Raw genomic sequence first — 20,856 nt, 5'->3', positions numbered from 1 at the left:
GTCCTTGCTTTTCGTTAATTGTTTAGATTTGAAAAACAGCGCCTAAATTAGCTTTATGCTTATGGATTATTTATAAGCAATATTTATACCCAACTGGTAACAATCAAATGAAAAAAATAATTTCTATTTTATTTTCAATAAGTTTATTGATAACGGCATCTTTCAATGCTCATGCTTCTTGGTATGAGGTTACCGGTGTTGCCACCATAGTTTCATCAGAAGATACCGCGAGAATACATGCTCTAGAAGATGCTGTTTATAAGGCTGTTCAATTCTCTGGCGCCGATATAGGAAGCATCAGTAACCTAAGACCTTACTTGGAAGCTTCAAAAAAAGAGTACCAATTCACCAACCATGAAGTGCGCTATATCTTGATAGAAAAAGAGCGAACCCGTGGAAATAATATGATGATCACAGCTCGAATCGACATCTACCCTTCGGCAAATGCTTGCCATGAAAGCCAATATAAAAAGACATTTTTGGTCGGCAACATCGATGTTGCCTCCCCTCAGCAAGCTGTTATGGGAAAGATCTACAAAATTGGTGACGATTTCAGTCATGTAGTGAACAGACAGCTATCACAAGAATCTCGTAGCTTTGTTTCCGTTGGAACTACTGATTATGAAATCGATAAACGTCGACCTGAAATGCTAAAGATGATTGCTCAAGATACGGGAGCTCAATACGTTATCGGCGGTGTCATTACTGATTTATCAGCCACAATAGAATCGAAACTGCTCAGAGATGACATCATCAACCGACAATTCGCTCTAGAGATGCAAGTCTTTGACGGTAAAACAGGGCACGAAGTTTACAACCGCAGTTACCGAGAAGTAGCTAAATGGCCATTCCCTAAAACCAGTGAAGTGGATACGCGCAGTGCACGCTTCTGGGCTTCTACGTACGGTAGTATGATGCTCCGTGTAAGTAGAAATATCATGCTCGACTTGGAGTCAGAAGTGTCATGCAAAATTACGTTACCTGAAGTAGCGGCTGTTTTTGGAAATACGGTCACGATGGATCTTGGACGTTTGCATGGCGTGCAAGAAGGCGATAAACTTCAGTTATGGCATACCGGCTCGTTTATTGATCAGAACGGTTTACCTCGTAATAAAGTCTCTCAAAGTGAAATGACACTAACAGTTTCTCGCGTTTATGAAAATGAAGCAGAGCTAACAGTCGATCAACCCAACCTTGCCAACAGTATTCAAATTGGCGATGTAATGAATAAAATTTTATAGCCAAAATAGTCTACTCTAAGTAATAGAGCCTTGGCATTTGGCTAAGGCTTTACTACTTCTATCAACAAACACACTTCTTTGTCATTTTTTCGTACTGTGTGTTTTAGTTTTTTGATAATTGTCGTAATCTTACTATTAACATAACTATCATTTATCAAACTTATGAGTCAGAACAATTTAATTGGTGCAACTGGCCACCGTTTTATCTCCAAAGGTAAAACTGCTTTCAAAATCCATATACATACACCTGACGATACGGTCATACACCGCTCAGTTGGTTTTGTTCGTATGGGTGAAGAAAAGGCTCTCAAAAAAACGCTGAAGTTACGCAATGAATTAGGCAAACAGCTGTGGGGGAAGTTTTGGGGGAAAATCCTTAAAGACCCGTATTTAATGACACGCTTGCCACACAGTTTAGAGCCAAAGATTGTTTTCAAACCTAACCCAACTCTTGCAGATCCTGAACATAGAGATGAATGTTATATAGCTAAATGGCGAGTATTCTCAGAAACAGGGGAATATAAATACAAGACGAAAGTATGTTCAATCAAAAGACATGGTCGGCTGTCAGCATACACACAAACCAAGCGAGTGCTTTTAGATGCGCATAAAGATGTAATAGACATACTTATCTTTATGGGGAGATTGAACAGCATTGACCTGAAGTAATGCTGTTTTCATTTATGTAATTCTATTTTTGCTTAAGTCATTCTACTTTTGGCTTAAGCATTTCAAGTCTTGGCTTCATGACTTCCAATTAAAAAGCTCTGTAAACGACTAGTTGTTTGCAGAGCTTTTTATTTACATAGCGTTTTATTTACATAGCGTTTAACACTATTTAGAGCACAACTAATCCACATTTATCCGGCAAATCTCAGCCAATGTAGAAAGCCTTCTCTGTGGCTCTTTCACATATGGGTTAGTCGTATCCCATGCGTATCCAGCTAAAATTGAACACACCATCTGTTTTATTTTTGGATTTGGGGACTGATGAAAAATCACATCTTGAAGCTCACCGGAATACCAAGACTCTACATATGTTCTAAATGTATCGACCCCCACCATGAGTGGCTTTTCATACTCTTCCAGCCAATTGACAGGGTTATTAGTCAATTTTTTTTCAAGACATTCCACCGCGAATTGTGCAGATTTCATAGCAATAGTGACACCGGAGGAAAATACTGGGTCTAAAAATTCGCCAGCATTACCTAATAAAGCATAGCGATCGGTTGCCAAGTGCTTCACGTTTGCTGAATACCCACCTATTTCTCCCGCAGGCTTTGAGTAGAGTGCATGGCTCAAAATTTCAGCTAACCCTGGCTCTTCATTAGATAGCTGCTTAAGTAACTCAATTTTATCTTCGGGGTAATTTTCAAAAAAATCAGGCTCTCCAACCACACCAAAAGAAGACGTACCGTTGCTAAAAGGGATCAACCAATACCAAACATCGGGATTCGTCGGGTGAACTGAAATCAAAATTTTATTTCGATCATATTCACAGCCATGTTCTAAAGTTGATATGTTATCTTCGATGTGAGTAAAAATAGCTTTTCTCGATGGTAAGCAAGACGGTTCTTCAAGGTTGAGCATCTTAGGTAGAACACGTCCAAACCCACTGCCATCAAGCACAAAATCAGCCTCAATCTGATACTTATCCCCACCCTCTACTTGCACATCCAAAATCGATGAATGTTCTGTAAACTGAATCGCGGTTAATTCATGTTTATAAGAAATTTTGACGCCTTGCTGCTCAGCACAATCCGCGAGAACTTTATCAAAACTACCTCTCTGAACCTGATAAGTGGTGCCAGGACCGGTAGAAAATTTATCCTCAAAATCGAATGCTGTATACACACCTTTCTTGCGAAAAGCCGCACCATTTTTATACTGAAAATGACTCTGTTTTACAGCATCAAGCATACCGGCTTGGTCGATGACTTCCATACAAGCAGGGAGCAAGCTTTCACCAATAGAAAATCGGGGAAATTCGCTTTTCTCAATGACTTGTACATCAATTCCTTTACTGTGAAGTAAGGAAGCAGCCATTGAGCCCGAAGGACCAGCGCCAATAACAACAACTTGAGTTGATAGTTTTTTCATTTATTTAAGCCACACTGCTCTTATTTTTACGATTCAACAAAGAAACGATTAGGTCTTTTAACTATCCAGCTTTAAGTTCAAGTAACGTATGACCGAGCCCAATGTCATCGGTTCGCGTTACTACCTCGAACCCAGCTTCTTCGACAATTTCTAAGAAATCTTCACTTCGGTAAAAGCGACTATTACCGTTCGCTAAGCACGTAAAATACAAAGAGGTTGCATTCAAGCTATACGACGCCGCGTCATACTTTTGAGAATCCCAAAATAGTTCTAGAATATAAACCGTCGCATCTTCAGACATATGAGAGCGAACACGCTTCAAAATACTTAGAATTTCCATTGGTGAAAAGCAATCAAGGAATTGGCTCATCCACCATACATCAGCGCCTTTAGGCAATGGTTGGTTCTTATCCAGCATGTTCGCTGGGTAAGGCGTTACACGATGTTCAAAACCATGATCTTGAGCATTCTTCATCGCCATCTCAAGTTGCTGCGGTAAATCTACAATAGTGACTTGAACATCGTCATCATAACCACAGCATTGCATTGCCCATTTACCGGTATTGCCACCAATATCGACTAATGTTTTAGGTTTCTTTTGAAATACGGTTTCCAAAAGAACTGGAAACGAACGGTCTGAATAGAAGTGATCGAAGTTAAACCAGCTTTGCTTTGCTTGCTCAGGTAATTGAGATAACCCTTGGTAAATAGTTTCCCAATTTCCAAGCTCTTTCAAGCCAGCAGGAGTGCCTTCTTTAATCGCTTCCGTTAAGTGCATCATCGCGGCATAACAAACATCCGCTGTAAAATCTAAATTGGCCTTAGTCATACCATCATGCTGTAGGAAAAACCCCAAATTCGCCAAGCGATAGTTAGGTTTATCCCATAAAACAATATTGGCGCTTAACGCCATATCAAGAAGCACTTTTACTCCGTACTCTGAAACACCTGTTGTTTCAGATATTTCTACCGAGGATAAACCTGCACTTCCAGCATCATCTAATGCTTTTAAAATGTCGAGATCACGTAATGTTCTTGCTGTATGGAAAACGATTGGAGCAAAGGAAAGCTTTTGAGCTTCTGTCTTTGCCTCTAAAGCATTAAACGGGTCAATATTATATTGCAAAACTAAAAACCTAATTTATTGAATGTAAAAATAACTTACTGTGCAGCCATAACCGCCAACTTACGCTTGATATCTACATTGAGATTATTGATCCAGCGGTTATAGTTTCGATGAATGTTTCCATCTGCATACTTAAGGTTTTCTGACTCGACATACAATATTGAATAAAATTTATCACTGTATGGAATCTCAATCACCGCATGATGAGAACGCACGTACAACTCAGCACGGAGAAGACCTGGTTTGATTTCAGACACTAGCCAGCCACGATCAATTGCCGAGTCGTAAATCGCTGATTTCACCTGTTTACTTTGAAGATTTAAAGCAACTGGAGTATCCTCGACATTCATCACTGGCTGAACTCGTCCACATCCTGCAAGAATTAAGATAAAGAATAGTGATATGACTATTTTTAGTGATTTCATGGAAATTTCCTTATTCATGTTTGAAAAATGCCCTTAGTATTTAGTGAGACACAACGCAAATCAATACTCTATGTCAAATCCATCTAAAATAATCTCGTTTAATATTGAGAAATGGGCAGCACACGCGCCTGGGCTCAACACAAAAGAAGAGTGGCAATGCTGGGCTACCGATATAAATAGCTCATGCAATGGCGAAAATAGCTCGAACAGTGACGAAAGTAGCCAAAGCAAAAGCGTGACAGAATTTAAAGCCATCCCAGCGATGATGCGCCGGAGAATGAGCGTTCAAAGTAAACTTGCCGTTCAAACTGCCCTCTCCCTTTTACAAACGCCACCGTCAATGCATGACGATAATAATTATTCCGATACTGCCGGCATTGATTATCTTATCTTTGCTAGTCGTCATGGAGAACTTCACCGAACGGTCGGTCTCATTCAGAGTATTTTAGAAGGTGAAGACGCCTCACCAATGGCTTTTTCGCAGTCGGTTCATAATACAGCTGCAGGCTTAACGACCATTGCCGCCAAAGCGCCTATCCCCCTAACATCAATATCGTCAGGGCAAGATACTTTTCATAATGCACTTATTGAAGCCGCTATTTACTTACAAGAACAGCCAAAACATAAGGTTTTGGTTATCGACTTTGATCAACCATTACCAACCATCTATTCCGAGTTCGAAGATCAAGGTTTTTCTGATTATGCATTCGGACTAGTAATATCTTCTGGCGAGCAGTATCACTTATCTCGCTCTGTAAATCGCCCAATTAGTCACTCAGAACTCGAATCTAAGACCCAAAGTTCACCCGATGATACGTTTCGTAAACCTCAAGGCATTCTGGTACTGCAGAAAATTCTATCTGATAGTGACGCTTGGAGTATTTCAGGTCAAAATCAAGCTTGGCATTGGGCAAAAAGTTAATGAGTATCCACTCTCCAAACACTAAAAAAACTAACCATGACTCATTACTTTCACGGGTGCTAAAGCGTGCAAATCAATATTGGCGAGTATTTGCTACAGGCTTGTGCTTTAGTATCTTTGGAATTGGAGGTCTTCTACTAAGCTTTTTAGTTGTTCCAATAATTGCCGCTTTATCTTCAAGTATTACTGAAAGAGAACTAAAAGTTCAGCGACTCATTCGTTTTTCTTTTAATAGTTTTTGCAGAATAATGAAGTTCACGGGTGCGATTGATTACGAGTTCATCGGCACAGAGTTATTGCAACAAGACAGAAATTGTTTGATCGTTGCTAACCACCCAAGTCTAATCGATTATGTTCTGATAGCTTCTCAACTTCCACAATGTGATTGCCTTGTCAAAGCTGCGGTTTGGGCTAACCCATTCATGAAAAGAATCGTTCGAGCAGCGGGTTATATACCAAACCATTCACCAGAAGATCTACTGGAACGATGTGAAGAACGTTTTCAACGTGGTAATGTGCTGCTGGTTTTCCCGGAAGGAACACGCACAACCCCCGGTATAGAGCCATCACTTCAACGTGGCGCAGCTCAAATTGCAACAAGAACTCAGACCGATTTACGGGTAATACACATTACCGTTTCACCAAGCTTCTTAACGAAAGAAAAAAAATGGTATCACGTACCGGACACGAAACCCTTTTTTCATGTCGAAGTGAAAGGTAAAATAGAAATTACTCCTTTTATTGAGGATGCAAATAATCTGACTTCTTCGGCTAGGCAACTTAACCGACACTTATCAGAAACAATATTCCCTCAATAAAACATTTTTAGAAGTTCAGTATTGAATTAAATATTATAACGATTAAATAAAAGAAGTAGGCAAAAGTGGAAACATTACACAACGAACTCAAACAGTTGATTATTGATGCGCTAAACCTTGAAGATATGAGCATTGATGAAATTGAAACACAAGCGCCATTGTTTGGTGACGGTCTAGGGTTAGATTCCATTGATGCATTAGAGCTAGGTCTAGCGATCAAGAAAAAATATAACATCATGATCGATGCTGATGATACGAATACTCGCCAGCACTTTGCTTCAGTAGAAAACTTAGCAAACTACATTTCATCTCAAGCAAACAACTAGACAGAATTTGTTATGACAGAAATAAACAAACAAGAAGTCTTTACCCAAGTAAAAGACGCACTCATTGAGTTATTCGAATTAGAAGCCGATGACATTACAGGTGAAGCGCACCTGTACCAAGATTTAGACTTAGACAGCATTGATGCCGTTGATCTTGTTGTGCACTTACAAAAAGTGACAGGCAAAAAAATTAAGCCAGAAGAGTTCAAAGCCGTTCGTACTGTAAACGATGTGGTTGAATCTGTAGCTAATCTATTAAAGGACGCATAAATGCGTTCTGTGCTGACTGCGCTGTCGGCAATTATCCTATTTACCTATCCAATAGCGGTGTATTTCGGGCTAAATAAGTTTGGCTTACAAGCTGTTGGATTGGTTTTAGTCGTTATGTTTGTATTGCGAATAGCAACAGGAAGCCAAGCAAAAATCAAAGAGCTAAAACATTTAGCTTGGATAAGTGGTTGTGCGGGAATTGCCCTACTTTCTTTAGGTATTTTTTTCAAGCAACATGGCTGGCTGACGTTCTACCCAGTTATCGTAAATGCCTGTATGTTAGTCGTATTTGCGCTTAGTCTTTGTCAGCCGCAGACCATTATTGAGCGTCTAGCAAGACTGCAAGAGCCCGACTTACCTCAAAGTGGTATTGATTACACTCGTAACGTAACCAAAATCTGGTGCTTGTTCTTTTTAGTCAATGGATCTATCGCGCTTTACACCTGCTTCCAACCTCTCGAGGTATGGACTCTGTATAACGGTTTAATCAGTTACCTACTTGCTGGGTCTTTATTCGCTATAGAGTTTTTTATTCGACAACGTCTTCGCAAGAGTTAACTCGCTATGCCAACAACTTCTCATTACTGCTCTTTGAGTGAACTCACTCGAACTTCCAGATCTCCTAATTTTGCTGTCTGTTTTGATGATGACCACATTAAAACTTGGCAAGAGTTAACTCACGACACTCAATTTTTGATTGGCTTTCTTGAGCAAAATCACTATCAAAAAATTGCCCTTTGCACACAAGACAGTTACCTATTCACGTGCATGTTTTTAGCGAGTGTCATCACTCAAAAGCACATTGTGTTACCGGGAAATGTTCAGCCAGCAGCTCTAGATGAACTGTCAGAGCAATTCGACTGCCTTATGGTAGATGACAGCGTTGCCACGATACCTAATGAGAAGATAAGCATATTCAATATTTCAGCATTGCTGGAAACGAAAGAATTCGCCAATCCAATAGAATCTTTTCCTCTCAATCAAGAATTATCTCTCGATTTAGTTAAGCTGACTTTGTTTACTTCTGGCTCTAGTGGAGCACCAAAAGCGATCCAAAAAACGTTGGTACACATTGAAAACGAGATAAATGAACTAGAGGCAACTTGGGGAAAGCTTCTCGATAACTCCCAAGTCCAAAGTACGGTTTCTCATCAGCATATTTATGGCTTATTGTTTCGCGTACTTTGGCCCTTATGTGCAGGAAGAGCGTTTGCTCGTCATAATTTGGACTACCCAGAACAAATCATGACTCACGCAACCAAAGAAACCACTTTAGTTAGTAGCCCTGCACTTTTAAAGCGCATGACAACTGAGTATTCTCCAAAACATATTCGTTGCGTATTTTCTTCAGGTGGTCCATTAAGCTTTGATTCTGCTCAGCAATCTAATCAGCTTTTAGGCTCGTTGCCTATTGAAGTATATGGCAGCACTGAAACTGGCGGCATAGCCTTTCGTCAACAATGGGACACTTCCACACCATGGCAGCTATTTGATTGTATCGAAGCAGCTTTAAACAGTGAGAAATGCCTTAAATTAATCTCGCCTTACATCGATAAGTTTAATTGGTACCAAACCGCCGATGAGTGTGAAATGGTGAGCGATAGCCAATTCATCTTGAAAGGTCGAACCGATCGAATCATCAAGATTGAAGAAAAGAGAGTTTCTTTAGTTGAAGTCGAAAAACGGTTAGAGCAATTACCTTGGATCGATGAATGTGTTGTGATCCCTTTTGAAGAACCGGAACGTTTAATTTTAGCTTCAGTTATCGTGCTTTCTAATGAAGGGCGATCAAAGTTTGATACAATGAGCAAAGGCAAGTTCTGGTTGTTGTTACGCTCTGAGCTAAGAAATTGGTTAGAACCTATTGCCATTCCTAGGCGTTATAGAATCCTCGATGAGATTCCACTTAATAGCCAAGGAAAGCGTTTAATATCAGAAATAGAACAACACATAAAACAGTAAACTGACTCAGCTTTACCGAACTCGCTCAGTATCAACATCAGCTTCAAAGGCATAACAGCAAAATTATGGATAAAAGAAAGCCGGCAATCATTGCCACTAACACTGCAGACCAACAATCAACATTAACCCTGCATGTTGCCCATGATCTTCAAGACTTTGAAGGTCACTTCAAGCACTTCCCTATTTTGCCTGGCGTTACCCAAATCGACTGGGCGCTTTTTTATGCCATTCAAGAATTAGACGTTCCACCTAAATTCAAAGGTATGGAAGTCATTAAATTTCAAGAGCCTATTCTTCCTGATTCAACCATCACTTTGTCTTTGTCTTGGGATACCAGTAAGCAGAAGTTGGCTTTTCGCTACACTTCCAATGATGGTGAACAGACTCATTCATCAGGAAAAATGAAGCTTGGTGAGAAAAATGAATAACTCTACTCCCAATGGCGAAGCTACCGTACCCAATGACGAAGCTATCTTAGAGGGAGCCTTGAAGTCTTACCGAGCCTGCTTTCTGATTCCTTGCTATAACCATGGCTCAACCATTTCTAGTGTATTGGAGTCCTTAGGTGGCTTTAATCTACCCGTTGTTCTTGTTGATGATGGCAGTGATATTCATACCAAAAATATACTGCAAGAAGCTTCCCGACCCGCTCACATTTCTCTTGTTACTTTAAACGAGAACCAAGGGAAAGGCGGAGCAGTAAAAGCTGGGATAAAAAAAGCACATGAATTAGGGTTTACTCATGCCATCCAAATCGATGCTGATGGTCAGCATGATCTGGATGCTTTGCCTAAACTACTGCAATCATCTCAAGCTCGACCTGAAAACTTGATTTCAGGTAAACCGATTTACGATGATACTGTTCCTAAAGCTCGCTTGTATGGTCGCTACATGACCCACATATGGGTATGGATAGAAACCCTATCTCTATCAATCAAAGACAGTATGTGTGGCTTTCGAGCCTACCCAATAGAAAAAACCCAGCACGTTCTAAGTAAGTACGATATCGGTTCAAGAATGGATTTCGATATCGAGATCTTAGTGCGCTTGTATTGGGAAGACTGCGAAATAGACTTCATCGATACCAAAGTCATTTATCCTGAAGGCGGAGTTTCTCATTTTGATGCCTTGTGGGATAACGTCAAAATTAGCTGGATGCACACTCGCCTATTCTTTGGCATGCTCCCACGAGCACCAAAGCTTATTGCTCGCCATTTTAAGAAGCCATCGACATCTAGCGTTAATGCATCTACACATAAGATGAGCAATACTAACACTGCAATATCTTCTGAAGACTCGAAAGGCAACGAGCCTCATTGGTCGAGAACACAAGAACGTGGAACTGTACTTGGTATTAAGCTATTGCTTGCCATTTACACCCTACTGGGGCGTAAAGTATTTAACGTGATTTTGCATTTAGTCATGCGTTATTACCACCTGACTGGCACTCGTGCACGTACAGCTTCCGATCAATATTTATTTCAGTTAAAAGCTTACGCTGAACAACAAAATATAGAGCTTCCAAAAGATCTGACTAGCTACAACCATCTGCTGTCCTTCGGCCATACCATGCTTGATAAATTAGCTGCATGGAAAGGTGATTTTTCTGTCGATAACTTATCTATCCATGGACAAGATCAGTTTGAATCTATGGTTGAAAATAAGCAGGGAGTTCTGATTTTAGGATCACACCTAGGCAATATTGAATTGTGCCGAGCACTGGGTCGAAGACATTCACATATAAAGATCAATGCACTTGTTTTTACAGAACATGCTGAGCGCTTCAACTCTGTCATGAAAGCGGTCAACCCTAGCTCCGATCTTAATCTTATCCAAGTCAGCTCTATGGGGCCCGATACCGCAATTCTTTTGCAACAAAAGCTAGAGCAAGGGGAATGGATTGTGATCGTCGGTGACAGAACATCCACCAGCAAAGAAAGTCGTTCTGTTTGGGCAAACTTCTTAGGTAAAGAAGCCCCTTTCCCACAAGGTCCTTTCATGCTGGCTTCCGTACTCAAAGCGCCTGTTTTTCTGCTCTTTGGGTTACGTGATGACAACAAAACAAAACCTCACTTCAACGTCTATTTTGAGCATTTTAGCGATAAGATCGTATTGCCGAGAAAGACTCGAGAACAATCATTGCAAGAAGTGGTTCAGCAATATGCAAACCGACTTCAACACTACACTTTAAAAGCCCCATTGCAGTGGTATAACTTTTTTAACTTTTGGACATTAAGCAGCCAGCACCATGACAACAAAGACACCAAATAACATCACTTTCGGTGCAGAGCGCCTGACTATTGAAGACGTTGTAGCAATCTCTCAAGGCGCTACCGCGAGCATGAACAACAGCCAAGAATTCACTTCAAAGATCGACCGCGGTGTGGCTTTCCTTGAACGTCTACTCAAAGAAGAAGGCGTGATTTATGGCGTAACAACGGGCTATGGTGACTCTTGTACTGTTGCTATTCCACCTAACTTAGTTGATGAACTGCCACTGCACCTGACTCGCTTTCACGGCTGTGGTTTAGGTGAAGTACTCAGCCATGAACAAGCTCGTGCAGTACTGGCAACCCGCTTATGCTCACTATCCCAAGGTGTATCAGGAGTGACTCACGACCTGCTTAACCAGATTGTCACTTTGATTAATAAAGACATTTCACCACGTATCCCTCAAGAAGGTTCCGTTGGTGCAAGTGGTGATTTAACGCCTCTTTCTTATTTAGCTGCCGCTTTAATTGGCGAGCGCGACGTAATTTACAAAGGGGAAGTTCGCCCAACAAATGACGTTTACCTAGAACTGGGGATTTCACCGATTAAGCTCAAGCCAAAAGAAGGCTTAGCGCTAATGAACGGTACTTCAGTGATGACAGCTCTAGCTTGTATCGCTTATAAACGTGCTGAATACCTTGCCCAGCTGTCTACTAAGATCACGGCAATGGTTTCCGTTGGCATGCAAGGTAACGATTTCCACTTTGATGAAGCTTTATTCGCGGTAAAACCACATCCAGGGCAACAACAAGTGGCGGCTTGGTTGCGTGATGATTTACAAGCTGAGCGCCCACCAAGAAACAGTGACCGCTTACAAGATCGTTATTCACTGCGTTGTGCTCCTCATGTTATTGGCGTAGTACAAGATTCTCTGCCGTGGTTACGTCAGATGATTGAAAACGAATTAAACAGTGCGAATGACAACCCAATCATTGATGGCGATAACGAGCGTGTTTTACACGGTGGTCACTTCTATGGCGGTCACATTGCAATGGCAATGGACACCCTAAAAACAGCGGTTGCTAACCTTGCCGATTTACTTGACCGTCAAATGGCGCAGTTGATGGATTACAAATTCAACAATGGGCTACCTTTCAACCTAACTGGTGCAGAAGGCGAAAGAAAACCGATTAACCATGGCTTTAAAGCGGTACAAATCGGCATTTCAGCATGGACAGCTGAAGCTTTAAAACACACCATGCCCGCTAGTGTTTTCTCTCGCTCTACTGAGTGTCATAACCAAGATAAAGTCAGCATGGGCACCATTGCAGCTCGTGATTGTTTACGTGTTTTAGAGTTAACAGAGCAAGTTGCTGCCGCCTCTTTATTAGCGGGTACTCAAGCGCTTGAACTGCGTAAGCGTCATAATGAATTAGATGAGCACCATATGAGTGAAAATCTAAAGCACATTCGAGATGAAGTGCTAAAAGAGTTTTCATTTGTTGTGGAAGACAGGCCGCTTGAAGGAGATCTTCGCCATTTCATTGGACGAATCCAAAGCCAACATTGGTCGCTGTATTAAGCTAACATGCTATTTATGAATATTACATTAGCCAATATTTCATTAACGAACATTCCATTAACGAGCCTTAGGAATTGAGAGTGCATATGTCTGAGATCCTTCATCCACTTGAAGCAGAGGTGACCATAGTGACATCTTTTCAAGATGCTGATCCTATGGGCGTTATCTACCATGGTAATTACTTTCGATTTTTTGAAGAAGTAAGACGCATCATGATGGATCAACTTCAGTATAACTATCTAGAGATGAAGGACTCTGGCTACATGTGGCCAATCATTGATACTCGAGTTAAATATGTAAAGGCGATCCCTTTTCACCATAAGATAAAAGTCTCAGGTCGATTAACAGAGTGGGAAAACCGTCTACGTATTGATTATGAGATTCACGATGCCGAAACCGGAGCTCGCATGACTCGCGCTCATACTATGCAAGTTGCGGTTGATATCGAAAGTGAAGAGATGTGTTTTGCTTCTCCTTCAATTTTCATCGATAAAGTAACTTGTTGGCATCAAAATGGTTATGTGGAAAGCAAATAAAATGGTGACACGCAGAATGATATTTAGACAAAACATAACCACTCTCTTTCTACCACTATGTTTAATTTTCTGTGCTTTTTTTAGCACATTAGCGACAGCTCAAGAGACAGAGATAAAGTCTTTAGAGCAATTACAAACGACTTTAAACCATCAGAATATTGTTCGTGGCAACTTTGAGCAAGTCCGTGAAGTCGCGATGTTCGATCAGCCACTTTCCTCACAGGGTTCGTTCGTTTTGGATAAAGATAACGGGTTGGTATGGGATCAAACCATTCCTTTTCCTGTAAAGCTGATCCTTACTGACAACAAGCTCAGCCAGAGATTTGCGGATCAACCCGCTCAAATCATCACAAATCAAGATAACCCAATGGCATTCTATTTTAGCCATATTTTTCTTGCCGTATTCCATGGTGATACAGAGCAACTGAAAGATCAGTTTGACCTATCCTTCACGCCTATGAATAACTCAGAGAGTGGTAACCAATGGAAGCTAGAACTTACGCCTAAAAGCGCGCCATTAAACGCTGTCTTTCGACGTATTGCATTGTCAGGCTCACAAGATATTCATTCTATCTCTCTTGAAGAAATTAGAGGAGATAGCACCACAATTCACTTTAGTCAGCTGACTCATCAACCACCAAGGCTAACCGATGCAGAAGCGCAACAATTTAAGTTCTAAGCTCGCCTTACTCTGGCTGATCATCGTTGTATTTTTTAGCGGATTGTTGATAAAGCAATTCGCTTTTTCACCTTCTATCCCTATTGAAACCAATATCCTTAGATTACTTCCTCAAAACCAGCAAGACCCAATTGCTGAGCAGGCTTTCCAACAAATCTCAGCTTCAATGAGTAATCAAGTAGTATTTATGGTCAGTGGGTCTTCTAAAGAAACGGTTATTTCAGCAGTGAAACAGTTTGAGCGAGATCTCCACCAGTTAAATCAGCGTATTAAACAGCCTTTATTTGAAGACATACAAGGAAAGATCAGCCAGCAGACACAGGCAAAATGGGCCGATTTTTATTTTCAGCACCGATCTCAGTTGCTCACCCCATCTCAAAAAAAAATGCTGGAGCAATCTCCAAAGCAGCAGACACAATATGTAATTCAATCGCTCTACAACCCTTTTTCAGGAGTAACGGCAACTGAACTGGTTAGTGACCCATTCTTGTTGTTTCGAGATTACCTAAATGAAGTTGGTTCTCAATCTAGTAATTTTACTTTCAAGAATGGGTATTTAACCGTTACAAAGAACGAGCAGTTTTACATCTTGGTGACAGCTACTCTTAAAGAGTCACCTTATAGTTTACAAACTCAAAGTCACCTTTCTGAAATCATAGAGCTAAAGAAACAAGTCGAAGGTCAATTTGAAGTCGATATTTTTCATACCGGAGTCGTGTTCTATGCGGACTATGGAACGCAAAGCGCGAAGTCAGAAATCAGCACCATTGGTATTGGCTCATTAATCGGGGTTATTTTACTGATTTGGTTTACTTTCCGCAGTGCGCTTCCACTCGCATTAGCATTACTTTCCATTAGTACCGGATTGCTGGTTGCCTTAGCCAGTACTGTCGCCATATTTGGACAAGTACATCTTTTTAGCCTTGTTTTTGGGGCTAGCTTGATTGGTGTATCAATTGATTACGCTTTCCACTACCTCACCGATAGATTAGCGGCTGGGCAATCATGGAATAGCCAGAAAGGCTTAAAACACATATTCGTCGCTATTTCTCTAGGTTTAGCAACGAGCCTTGTTGGTTATCTTGGCTTGTTAGCCGCACCTTTTCCCGGCTTACAACAACTGGCCTTATTTTCATCAATTGGTCTAATCGCTGCTTACGTGAGCGTTGTATGTTGGTATCCAGTACTGGCTGAAAAACCAAGTGCCGATGCTCCTTTGCCATTAACCAAGATCTGGGCAATGTGGTTTTCGCTGTGGGATAAGCCCCAATTTAAGGTCATATTACCTTCTGCTTTATTCGTATTAAGTTTGGTTACTCTTACCCAAGTAAGCTACAACGACGACATTCGTCAGCTGCAAGCTATGCCGGACTCCCTTAAGCATCAAGAAGAATTGATTGCTTCTTTATCAGGCGTCAGTCAATCGCAAGATATGCTGTTAATCACAGAAGAAGATCCTCAATTACTGCTGTCTAAAATTTCTCATGTCTCAAAAGATTTAGATAGATTGATTGAACAAGGAGTGATCACGGGTTATCAAAGCATTAATCAATATTTACCGACTATTGCAGAGCAAGAACAAAACCATCAACTTGTTCAGCAATTGTATCTATCACAGCAAGCCTCACTTCAATCCACGTTGGGCTGGAAGAAGTTTCCAGAGATAACACCATTTACCCCATTTAATGTACAAGATTTTTTAGCTTCACCTGTTTCAAAACCAGTGAAACCGCTTTGGCTTAACCCTATTGATGGTCTCTCAGCCTCTGTTGTGTTAATTAAAAGCATCCAAGATCCTGAAGTATTTCAAAACTGGTTAGCATCAAAAACAGCACATCAAGATTCAGAAAATAACCCAATCAGGTATTTGAACAAAGCGAATGAAATATCTGATTTGTTTACTCAATATCGTACAAAAGTCACCGAGCTACTAATCATCGCTCTGGCTGTAATTTTAGCTGTACTTTCCGTTCGTTATGGTTTCAAACATAGTGTACTCATGGTCACTCCATCGTTAATCGCAGGAGTATCGGGATTAGCCATTACTGCGCTATTAGGGTCATCGTTGAACTTGTTTAATTTACTCGGGCTTATCTTAATTTTAGGGATAGGGATTGATTACACCTTATTTTTTGCTGAGCAGAAAAAGAGCCAAAGCACTTTATTAGCAGTCACCTTATCTTGCTTAACGACACTGCTGTCATTTGGGCTACTTTCTCTAAGTAACACCCATGCTATTCATAGTTTTGGCATTACTGTACTAACCGGGATTTTTGTTGCTTGGCTATTATCCCCGATGGCGTTACAGCGCCCTCAACAATCAGTATGAAAGCATAGGAACTAAGACTCGTGAGTGTGAAGATAAAAGACATTAAAACCTGGCGTTTTATTCATTTCAGTTTAATAACTTGTATTGCGCTACTTCTAAACGCTTGCTCGATGAATGCTTTGCAGCCTAAAGGATCGTCTGTCACGATAGAACCGGGCATTGATCTGACTTTACCTCAGCCTTATGAGTTAGGTTATTCAGTCACAGCTAGCCAACTGATCAGTGCGACATGGGAAGACAAAACTCATCAGTTACCCGTTCAGCTTCAAGTCGATGCAGATAAAGTCATTCTTGCAGGATTTTCTTCATGGGGAACACGAATTCTATCTTTGACATATCAAGACAATCAAATAGACACCGACATTCTCACCGGGTTAGATCAAACCTTGCCTCAACCAGAGCAGATCTTATTCAACTTAATGATTACACTTTGGCCAATAGATGCATGGCAGCAACCATTGCAAGCGATTGGGTGGTATATGGTAGAAACGAATGAGACTCGAAAGATATTTGATGAGAGCGACCACGCCATTATCGAAATCACTTACCAATACCCGGCAGATGAAAAACCAAGTGATACCCAACCTGACAAGTTAGCGAAAAAAGTGACCTTCAAGCACCTCACTCAAGGCTATAAAATTAAGATTCAAACCCTAAATTCAACCATCGTTAATCCGCCAATAAAGAACGAGTAACTATGCCTATTTATATTCATGACTGTGGTTTCCATTCCGCCCTTGGGTCACAAATCACAGATATACACCATCGTTTAGAAAGTGGTTACAACCCTAATATGGTTGAAGACTTACAGATTTTAAATGACGGAAAAGCGACGATTGTTGGTAGGGTTTCGGAATCATTACCGAACCTTCCTGAGTATTTGCAAAAATTTAATACTCGCAATAACCGCCTTGCACTTTCAGCTTTGAAACAAATTGAGCCGACTATTGAGTTGATGAAAAAGCAATATGGGACAGATCGTATTGCTATCGTCGTGGGCACCAGTACCTCAGGCATTGCTGATGGTGAAACTGCCTTTAAGCACAAATTAGACAATGGACAGTTCCCTGGTGACTTTAGCTATTCACAGCAAGAGTTAGGCAATATCACAGACTTTTTAAGCCAGTATTACGATATTAATGGTCCTCACTACGCGATTTCGACCGCTTGTTCTTCAAGTGGGCGAGTTTTCTTAACTGCTCAACGCTTATTAAATTCGGGAATGGTCGATGCGGTATTAGTCGGCGGAGCCGATACATTATGTAAGCTTACATTGAATGGATTCCATGGGCTTGAAGCTCTGTCATCCACTTTATGCCAACCATTTAGTTCAAAAAGAAATGGCATCAATATCGGTGAAGCGGCAGCCTTTATGTTGCTGAGCAAAAATAAGCCAGCAAGTGATAGCAGACCGACTATTGCATTACTAGGCGCGGGTGACAGTTCCGATGCTCATCATATTTCAGCGCCCCACCCTGAAGGTAATGGAGCTGAACAAGCAATGAAAAAAGCATTGCATGCCGCTCAGTTATCTCCTCAAGATATTGGTTATATCAATGCTCATGGTACTGCGACCCCATTAAATGATTCGATGGAAAGCAAAGCAATACACAGAGTATTTGGGGCTAAAGTGCCAGTTAGTTCCACTAAACCTATTACTGGGCATACTTTGGGGGCAGCAAGTGCAGTCGAAGCCGCTATTGCGTGGCATATACTGAAGCACAACTTACCGCTTCCCTTACAAAAATGTCAGGATAAAGCTGCTGACATCGACATTGATTTGATAAACTGCCCACAACAAATAAAAAAAACAAATATCTTAAGCAACTCGTTTGCTTTTGGTGGTAACAACATTAGCCTTATTTTTGGTGTCGTAAATGACTGATATCCCTTCCATTGATGTTTTACTTCCTCACGATGCTCCAATGATTTTCATCGATAGAGCCATCAAAGTTGAAGATGAATCCATCCATTGCCAAGTCACGATTAGTGAACAGAATCTATTTTTTGATAAAGAAACCCAATCCATACCTGCTTACGTAGGCATTGAATTTATGGCGCAGTCTATCGCGGCTTGGTCGGGCTACCACGCACACCAAAAAGGAAAAGAAGCGCCTATCGGATTTTTATTAGGTTCTCGGCGATATCAAGCACAGTGTGATGAATTTTCGGTTGGACAAACCCTAGATATTTTTGCAGAGCAATTGATGGAAGATAATGGCATGGCGGTTTTTACAGCAAACATTAAATGTGCTGGTGAACCATTAGCTCAATGTCAGTTAAATGTGTACGTCCCAACTCAAGAAAAATTACAAGAAATGAAAACTAGGAGCCAGTCATGACTCGTCAAGTACTCGTCACGGGTGCCAGCAAAGGCATCGGCAAAGCAATCGCCATTCAACTGGCAAAAGATGGATTTGAAATCGCCGTTCATTACATGGGCGACAAAGCAGGTGCGCAGGCAACACTTGAATCGATTAAAGCACAGGGCGCTTCAGGGCGCTTAATCCAATTTGATATCAGCAACCGAGCGCAATGCCGTGAAACCTTAGAAGCCGATATTGAACAACATGGTGCTTACTATGGTGTTGTAAATAATGCCGGAATTACCAGAGATACCGCTTTCCCAGCCATGACTGAAGAAGAATGGGATGGGGTGATTCACACCAATCTAGATAGCTTCTACAACGTCCTACACCCTTGTGTGATGCCTATGGTTCAAAAACGTAAAGGCGGGCGCATTGTTACTTTGGCTTCTGTTTCTGGGATCATGGGTAACCGTGGTCAAACCAACTATTCAGCGGCAAAAGCAGGTGTGATTGGTGCAACCAAATCGCTCGCGCTTGAACTAGCTAAACGAAAAATCACAGTAAACTGTGTGGCTCCTGGTCTAATTGATACAGGCATGGTTGATGAGCATGTGAAAGAACACGCGTTACCGCAAGTTCCGCTCCGCCGTATGGGCGAGCCAGAAGAGGTCGCAGGGCTTGTCAGCTACTTGATGTCTGATATTGCTGGCTATGTGACACGCCAAGTAATTTCAGTGAATGGAGGCTTAGTATGACCCGCCGAGTTGTCGTCACTGGAATGTCAGGTGTCACCGCTTTTGGTAATGATTGGCAGCAAATCGAACCTAAACTCAAAGCTTGTGAAAATGCCACTCAGTACATGCCAAGTTTTGAGCAATATGATGGTCTAAACACCAAGCTTGCCGCTCCAATTGATGGTTTTGAGCTGCCAAAACACTACAAGCGTAAACAAGTTAGAGGTATGGGACGTGTGTCCCGCCTTGCTACTGTTGCGACTGAAAATGCTTTAGAGCAAGCCGGTTTAATCGGTCATGATATTCTCACTAACGGTGAAACGGGTATTGCCTACGGATCTTCAACGGGTAGTACAGACGCAGTTGGTGCATTTGGTGTGATGCTAAATGAAAAATCAACACGCGCAATTACAGCGACTACCTATGTTCAAATGATGCCGCATACCGCAGCAGTCAATGTCGGTCTGTTTTTTGGTTTAAAAGGTCGAGTAATCCCAACCAGCAGCGCATGTACATCTGGTAGCCAAGCCATTGGTTATGCCTATGAAGCGATCAAACATGGTTACCAAACCGTTATGGTTGCCGGTGGTGGCGAAGAACTTTGCCCGACAGAATCAGCCGTGTTCGACACATTATTTGCCACCAGCCTTAAAAATGACAACCCGAAGACATCACCTAGCCCGTACGACAAAGATCGAGATGGGCTAGTTATCGGTGAAGGTGCTGGCACGTTAGTTCTTGAAGAATACGATCATGCAGTAGCTCGTGGCGCTAAGATCTATGCTGAAATCATTGGCTTTGCGAGTAATTGTGATGCTGCGCATGTCACGCAACCTCAAATGGAAACCATGCAAATTTGTATGGAAAAAGCACTAAAAGACGCCAAACTTCCAGCTGAGAAAATTGGGTTTGTTTCTGCTCATGGCACCGCAACAGACAAAGGTGACATTGCCGAAAGTAATGCAACGGCCAATATCTTTGGTGAAGTACCCATTAGCTCTTTAAAAAGCTACTTCGGGCATACTTTAGGGGCATGTGGCGCCATTGAAGCATGGCTAAGTTTAGAAATGATGCACTCCGGTTGGTTTAGCCCGACTCTTAACTTAGAAAATATAGATGAAAACTGCGGAAAGCTGGATTACATCACAGGTACAGGTCGAGAACTGGAAGTCGAGTACTTAATGAGTAACAACTTTGCTTTCGGCGGAATTAATACCTCAATAATTTTCAAAAAAATCTAATTCGAAAACTCTTTATTAGTAAATAAAGAATGTTATTGCAGACAA

General features: G+C 41.3%; 22 protein-coding genes. 19 read left to right on the top strand and 3 right to left on the bottom strand.

Going from position 1 to position 20,856, the window contains the following annotated elements; all coding sequences use genetic code 11:
- Positions 1 to 107 precede the first annotated feature (107 nt).
- On the top strand, positions 108 to 1,241 hold the full coding sequence (locus OCU78_RS03975; RefSeq protein WP_137374819.1) for a flagellar assembly protein FlgT: 1,134 nt from the start codon (positions 108 to 110) through the stop codon (positions 1,239 to 1,241).
- Between the two features lie 162 nt (positions 1,242 to 1,403).
- On the top strand, positions 1,404 to 1,910 hold the full coding sequence (locus tag OCU78_RS03970) for a Fe3+-citrate ABC transporter substrate-binding protein (protein WP_137374820.1): 507 nt from the start codon (positions 1,404 to 1,406) through the stop codon (positions 1,908 to 1,910).
- Between the two features lie 180 nt (positions 1,911 to 2,090).
- On the opposite strand, the gene OCU78_RS03965 is transcribed toward OCU78_RS03970, so the two are convergent.
- From OCU78_RS03965 to OCU78_RS03955, 3 genes are all read right to left on the bottom strand, one after another.
- Positions 2,091 to 3,341 carry an NAD(P)/FAD-dependent oxidoreductase gene (locus OCU78_RS03965; protein ID WP_137374821.1) on the bottom strand — a complete coding sequence of 417 codons (1,251 nt, stop codon included), beginning with the start codon at positions 3,339 to 3,341 and terminating at the stop codon, positions 2,091 to 2,093.
- Positions 3,342 to 3,402: 61 nt separating this feature from the next.
- Positions 3,403 to 4,467 (bottom strand): methyltransferase, encoded by a 1,065-nt coding sequence (locus tag OCU78_RS03960; RefSeq protein WP_218941093.1) that lies wholly within the window; start codon positions 4,465 to 4,467, stop codon positions 3,403 to 3,405.
- A gap of 35 nt (positions 4,468 to 4,502) precedes the next feature.
- Complete coding sequence (locus OCU78_RS03955; protein ID WP_137374823.1) at positions 4,503 to 4,892, bottom strand: hypothetical protein; 390 nt, start codon at positions 4,890 to 4,892, stop codon at positions 4,503 to 4,505.
- Between the two features lie 70 nt (positions 4,893 to 4,962).
- Here OCU78_RS03955 and OCU78_RS03950 point away from each other — a divergent pair, with 70 nt between their 5' ends.
- From OCU78_RS03950 to OCU78_RS03870, 17 genes are all read left to right on the top strand, one after another.
- Positions 4,963 to 5,814 carry a beta-ketoacyl synthase chain length factor gene (locus OCU78_RS03950; protein ID WP_137374824.1) on the top strand — a complete coding sequence of 284 codons (852 nt, stop codon included), beginning with the start codon at positions 4,963 to 4,965 and terminating at the stop codon, positions 5,812 to 5,814.
- Complete coding sequence (locus OCU78_RS03945; RefSeq protein WP_137374825.1) at positions 5,814 to 6,632, top strand: lysophospholipid acyltransferase family protein; 819 nt, start codon at positions 5,814 to 5,816, stop codon at positions 6,630 to 6,632. The genes OCU78_RS03950 and OCU78_RS03945 overlap by 1 nt, the downstream gene beginning before the upstream one ends.
- Before the next feature lie 65 nt (positions 6,633 to 6,697).
- Entirely contained in the window at positions 6,698 to 6,958 is a 261-nt protein-coding gene (locus OCU78_RS03940) for a phosphopantetheine-binding protein (RefSeq protein WP_137374826.1), read from the top strand.
- Between the two features lie 12 nt (positions 6,959 to 6,970).
- Complete coding sequence (locus OCU78_RS03935; protein WP_137374827.1) at positions 6,971 to 7,228, top strand: acyl carrier protein; 258 nt, start codon at positions 6,971 to 6,973, stop codon at positions 7,226 to 7,228.
- Positions 7,229 to 7,786, top strand: a complete 558-nt coding sequence (locus tag OCU78_RS03930) for a COG4648 family protein (RefSeq protein ID WP_137374828.1) — start codon at positions 7,229 to 7,231, stop codon at positions 7,784 to 7,786.
- A 6-nt stretch (positions 7,787 to 7,792) separates the two neighbouring features.
- Positions 7,793 to 9,190: an AMP-binding protein gene (locus OCU78_RS03925; RefSeq protein WP_137374829.1), complete on the top strand. Its 1,398-nt coding sequence runs from the start codon at positions 7,793 to 7,795 to the stop codon at positions 9,188 to 9,190.
- A gap of 65 nt (positions 9,191 to 9,255) precedes the next feature.
- Positions 9,256 to 9,618, top strand: coding sequence for an ApeI family dehydratase (locus tag OCU78_RS03920; protein ID WP_137374830.1), 363 nt, complete (start codon positions 9,256 to 9,258; stop codon positions 9,616 to 9,618).
- On the top strand, positions 9,611 to 11,461 hold the full coding sequence (locus OCU78_RS03915; protein WP_137374831.1) for a glycosyltransferase family 2 protein: 1,851 nt from the start codon (positions 9,611 to 9,613) through the stop codon (positions 11,459 to 11,461). The genes OCU78_RS03920 and OCU78_RS03915 overlap by 8 nt, the downstream gene beginning before the upstream one ends.
- Positions 11,439 to 12,983 carry an HAL/PAL/TAL family ammonia-lyase gene (locus OCU78_RS03910; RefSeq protein ID WP_137374832.1) on the top strand — a complete coding sequence of 515 codons (1,545 nt, stop codon included), beginning with the start codon at positions 11,439 to 11,441 and terminating at the stop codon, positions 12,981 to 12,983. Before OCU78_RS03915 ends, OCU78_RS03910 begins: the two co-directional genes overlap by 23 nt.
- 86 nt (positions 12,984 to 13,069) lie before the next feature.
- Positions 13,070 to 13,519: an acyl-CoA thioesterase gene (locus OCU78_RS03905; protein WP_137374833.1), complete on the top strand. Its 450-nt coding sequence runs from the start codon at positions 13,070 to 13,072 to the stop codon at positions 13,517 to 13,519.
- A gap of 16 nt (positions 13,520 to 13,535) precedes the next feature.
- Positions 13,536 to 14,198 carry a LolA family protein gene (locus tag OCU78_RS03900; RefSeq protein WP_137374834.1) on the top strand — a complete coding sequence of 221 codons (663 nt, stop codon included), beginning with the start codon at positions 13,536 to 13,538 and terminating at the stop codon, positions 14,196 to 14,198.
- On the top strand, positions 14,170 to 16,527 hold the full coding sequence (locus tag OCU78_RS03895) for an MMPL family transporter (protein WP_137374835.1): 2,358 nt from the start codon (positions 14,170 to 14,172) through the stop codon (positions 16,525 to 16,527). The genes OCU78_RS03900 and OCU78_RS03895 overlap by 29 nt, the downstream gene beginning before the upstream one ends.
- Before the next feature lie 110 nt (positions 16,528 to 16,637).
- Positions 16,638 to 17,222 carry a DUF3261 domain-containing protein gene (locus OCU78_RS03890; RefSeq protein WP_137375000.1) on the top strand — a complete coding sequence of 195 codons (585 nt, stop codon included), beginning with the start codon at positions 16,638 to 16,640 and terminating at the stop codon, positions 17,220 to 17,222.
- A gap of 2 nt (positions 17,223 to 17,224) precedes the next feature.
- On the top strand, positions 17,225 to 18,412 hold the full coding sequence (locus tag OCU78_RS03885) for a beta-ketoacyl-[acyl-carrier-protein] synthase family protein (protein WP_137374836.1): 1,188 nt from the start codon (positions 17,225 to 17,227) through the stop codon (positions 18,410 to 18,412).
- Positions 18,405 to 18,869, top strand: coding sequence for a hotdog family protein (locus OCU78_RS03880; protein ID WP_137374837.1), 465 nt, complete (start codon positions 18,405 to 18,407; stop codon positions 18,867 to 18,869). The genes OCU78_RS03885 and OCU78_RS03880 overlap by 8 nt, the downstream gene beginning before the upstream one ends.
- On the top strand, positions 18,866 to 19,591 hold the full coding sequence (locus tag OCU78_RS03875) for a 3-ketoacyl-ACP reductase FabG2 (protein ID WP_137374838.1): 726 nt from the start codon (positions 18,866 to 18,868) through the stop codon (positions 19,589 to 19,591). The genes OCU78_RS03880 and OCU78_RS03875 overlap by 4 nt, the downstream gene beginning before the upstream one ends.
- Positions 19,588 to 20,811, top strand: coding sequence for a beta-ketoacyl-ACP synthase (locus tag OCU78_RS03870; protein ID WP_137374839.1), 1,224 nt, complete (start codon positions 19,588 to 19,590; stop codon positions 20,809 to 20,811). The genes OCU78_RS03875 and OCU78_RS03870 overlap by 4 nt, the downstream gene beginning before the upstream one ends.
- The last annotated feature ends 45 nt before the right edge of the window (positions 20,812 to 20,856 follow it).

It is taken from the genome of Vibrio gallaecicus (assembly GCF_024347495.1).
Taxonomy (GTDB): domain Bacteria; phylum Pseudomonadota; class Gammaproteobacteria; order Enterobacterales; family Vibrionaceae; genus Vibrio; species Vibrio gallaecicus.
Note: the sequence above shows the minus strand (reverse complement) of the source record. Positions and strands in the feature narration are given on the sequence as shown.

Bases quoted from the DNA above. Each gene is read 5' to 3' on its own strand.
- OCU78_RS03935 (WP_137374827.1), top strand. From the start codon at position 6,971: ATGACAGAAATAAACAAACAAGAAGTCTTTACCCAAGTAAAAGACGCA.
- OCU78_RS03915 (WP_137374831.1), top strand. From the start codon at position 9,611: ATGAATAACTCTACTCCCAATGGCGAAGCTACCGTACCCAATGACGAA.
- OCU78_RS03965 (WP_137374821.1), bottom strand. From the start codon at position 3,341: ATGAAAAAACTATCAACTCAAGTTGTTGTTATTGGCGCTGGTCCTTCG.
- OCU78_RS03970 (WP_137374820.1), top strand. From the start codon at position 1,404: ATGAGTCAGAACAATTTAATTGGTGCAACTGGCCACCGTTTTATCTCC.
- OCU78_RS03955 (WP_137374823.1), bottom strand. From the start codon at position 4,892: ATGAAATCACTAAAAATAGTCATATCACTATTCTTTATCTTAATTCTT.
- OCU78_RS03875 (WP_137374838.1), top strand. From the start codon at position 18,866: ATGACTCGTCAAGTACTCGTCACGGGTGCCAGCAAAGGCATCGGCAAA.
- OCU78_RS03905 (WP_137374833.1), top strand. From the start codon at position 13,070: ATGTCTGAGATCCTTCATCCACTTGAAGCAGAGGTGACCATAGTGACA.
- OCU78_RS03925 (WP_137374829.1), top strand. From the start codon at position 7,793: ATGCCAACAACTTCTCATTACTGCTCTTTGAGTGAACTCACTCGAACT.
- OCU78_RS03910 (WP_137374832.1), top strand. From the start codon at position 11,439: ATGACAACAAAGACACCAAATAACATCACTTTCGGTGCAGAGCGCCTG.
- OCU78_RS03950 (WP_137374824.1), top strand. From the start codon at position 4,963: ATGTCAAATCCATCTAAAATAATCTCGTTTAATATTGAGAAATGGGCA.
- OCU78_RS03885 (WP_137374836.1), top strand. From the start codon at position 17,225: ATGCCTATTTATATTCATGACTGTGGTTTCCATTCCGCCCTTGGGTCA.
- OCU78_RS03895 (WP_137374835.1), top strand. From the start codon at position 14,170: ATGCAGAAGCGCAACAATTTAAGTTCTAAGCTCGCCTTACTCTGGCTG.
- OCU78_RS03890 (WP_137375000.1), top strand. From the start codon at position 16,638: ATGAATGCTTTGCAGCCTAAAGGATCGTCTGTCACGATAGAACCGGGC.
- OCU78_RS03920 (WP_137374830.1), top strand. From the start codon at position 9,256: ATGGATAAAAGAAAGCCGGCAATCATTGCCACTAACACTGCAGACCAA.
- OCU78_RS03870 (WP_137374839.1), top strand. From the start codon at position 19,588: ATGACCCGCCGAGTTGTCGTCACTGGAATGTCAGGTGTCACCGCTTTT.
- OCU78_RS03945 (WP_137374825.1), top strand. From the start codon at position 5,814: ATGAGTATCCACTCTCCAAACACTAAAAAAACTAACCATGACTCATTA.
- OCU78_RS03900 (WP_137374834.1), top strand. From the start codon at position 13,536: ATGATATTTAGACAAAACATAACCACTCTCTTTCTACCACTATGTTTA.
- OCU78_RS03880 (WP_137374837.1), top strand. From the start codon at position 18,405: ATGACTGATATCCCTTCCATTGATGTTTTACTTCCTCACGATGCTCCA.
- OCU78_RS03930 (WP_137374828.1), top strand. From the start codon at position 7,229: ATGCGTTCTGTGCTGACTGCGCTGTCGGCAATTATCCTATTTACCTAT.
- OCU78_RS03975 (WP_137374819.1), top strand. From the start codon at position 108: ATGAAAAAAATAATTTCTATTTTATTTTCAATAAGTTTATTGATAACG.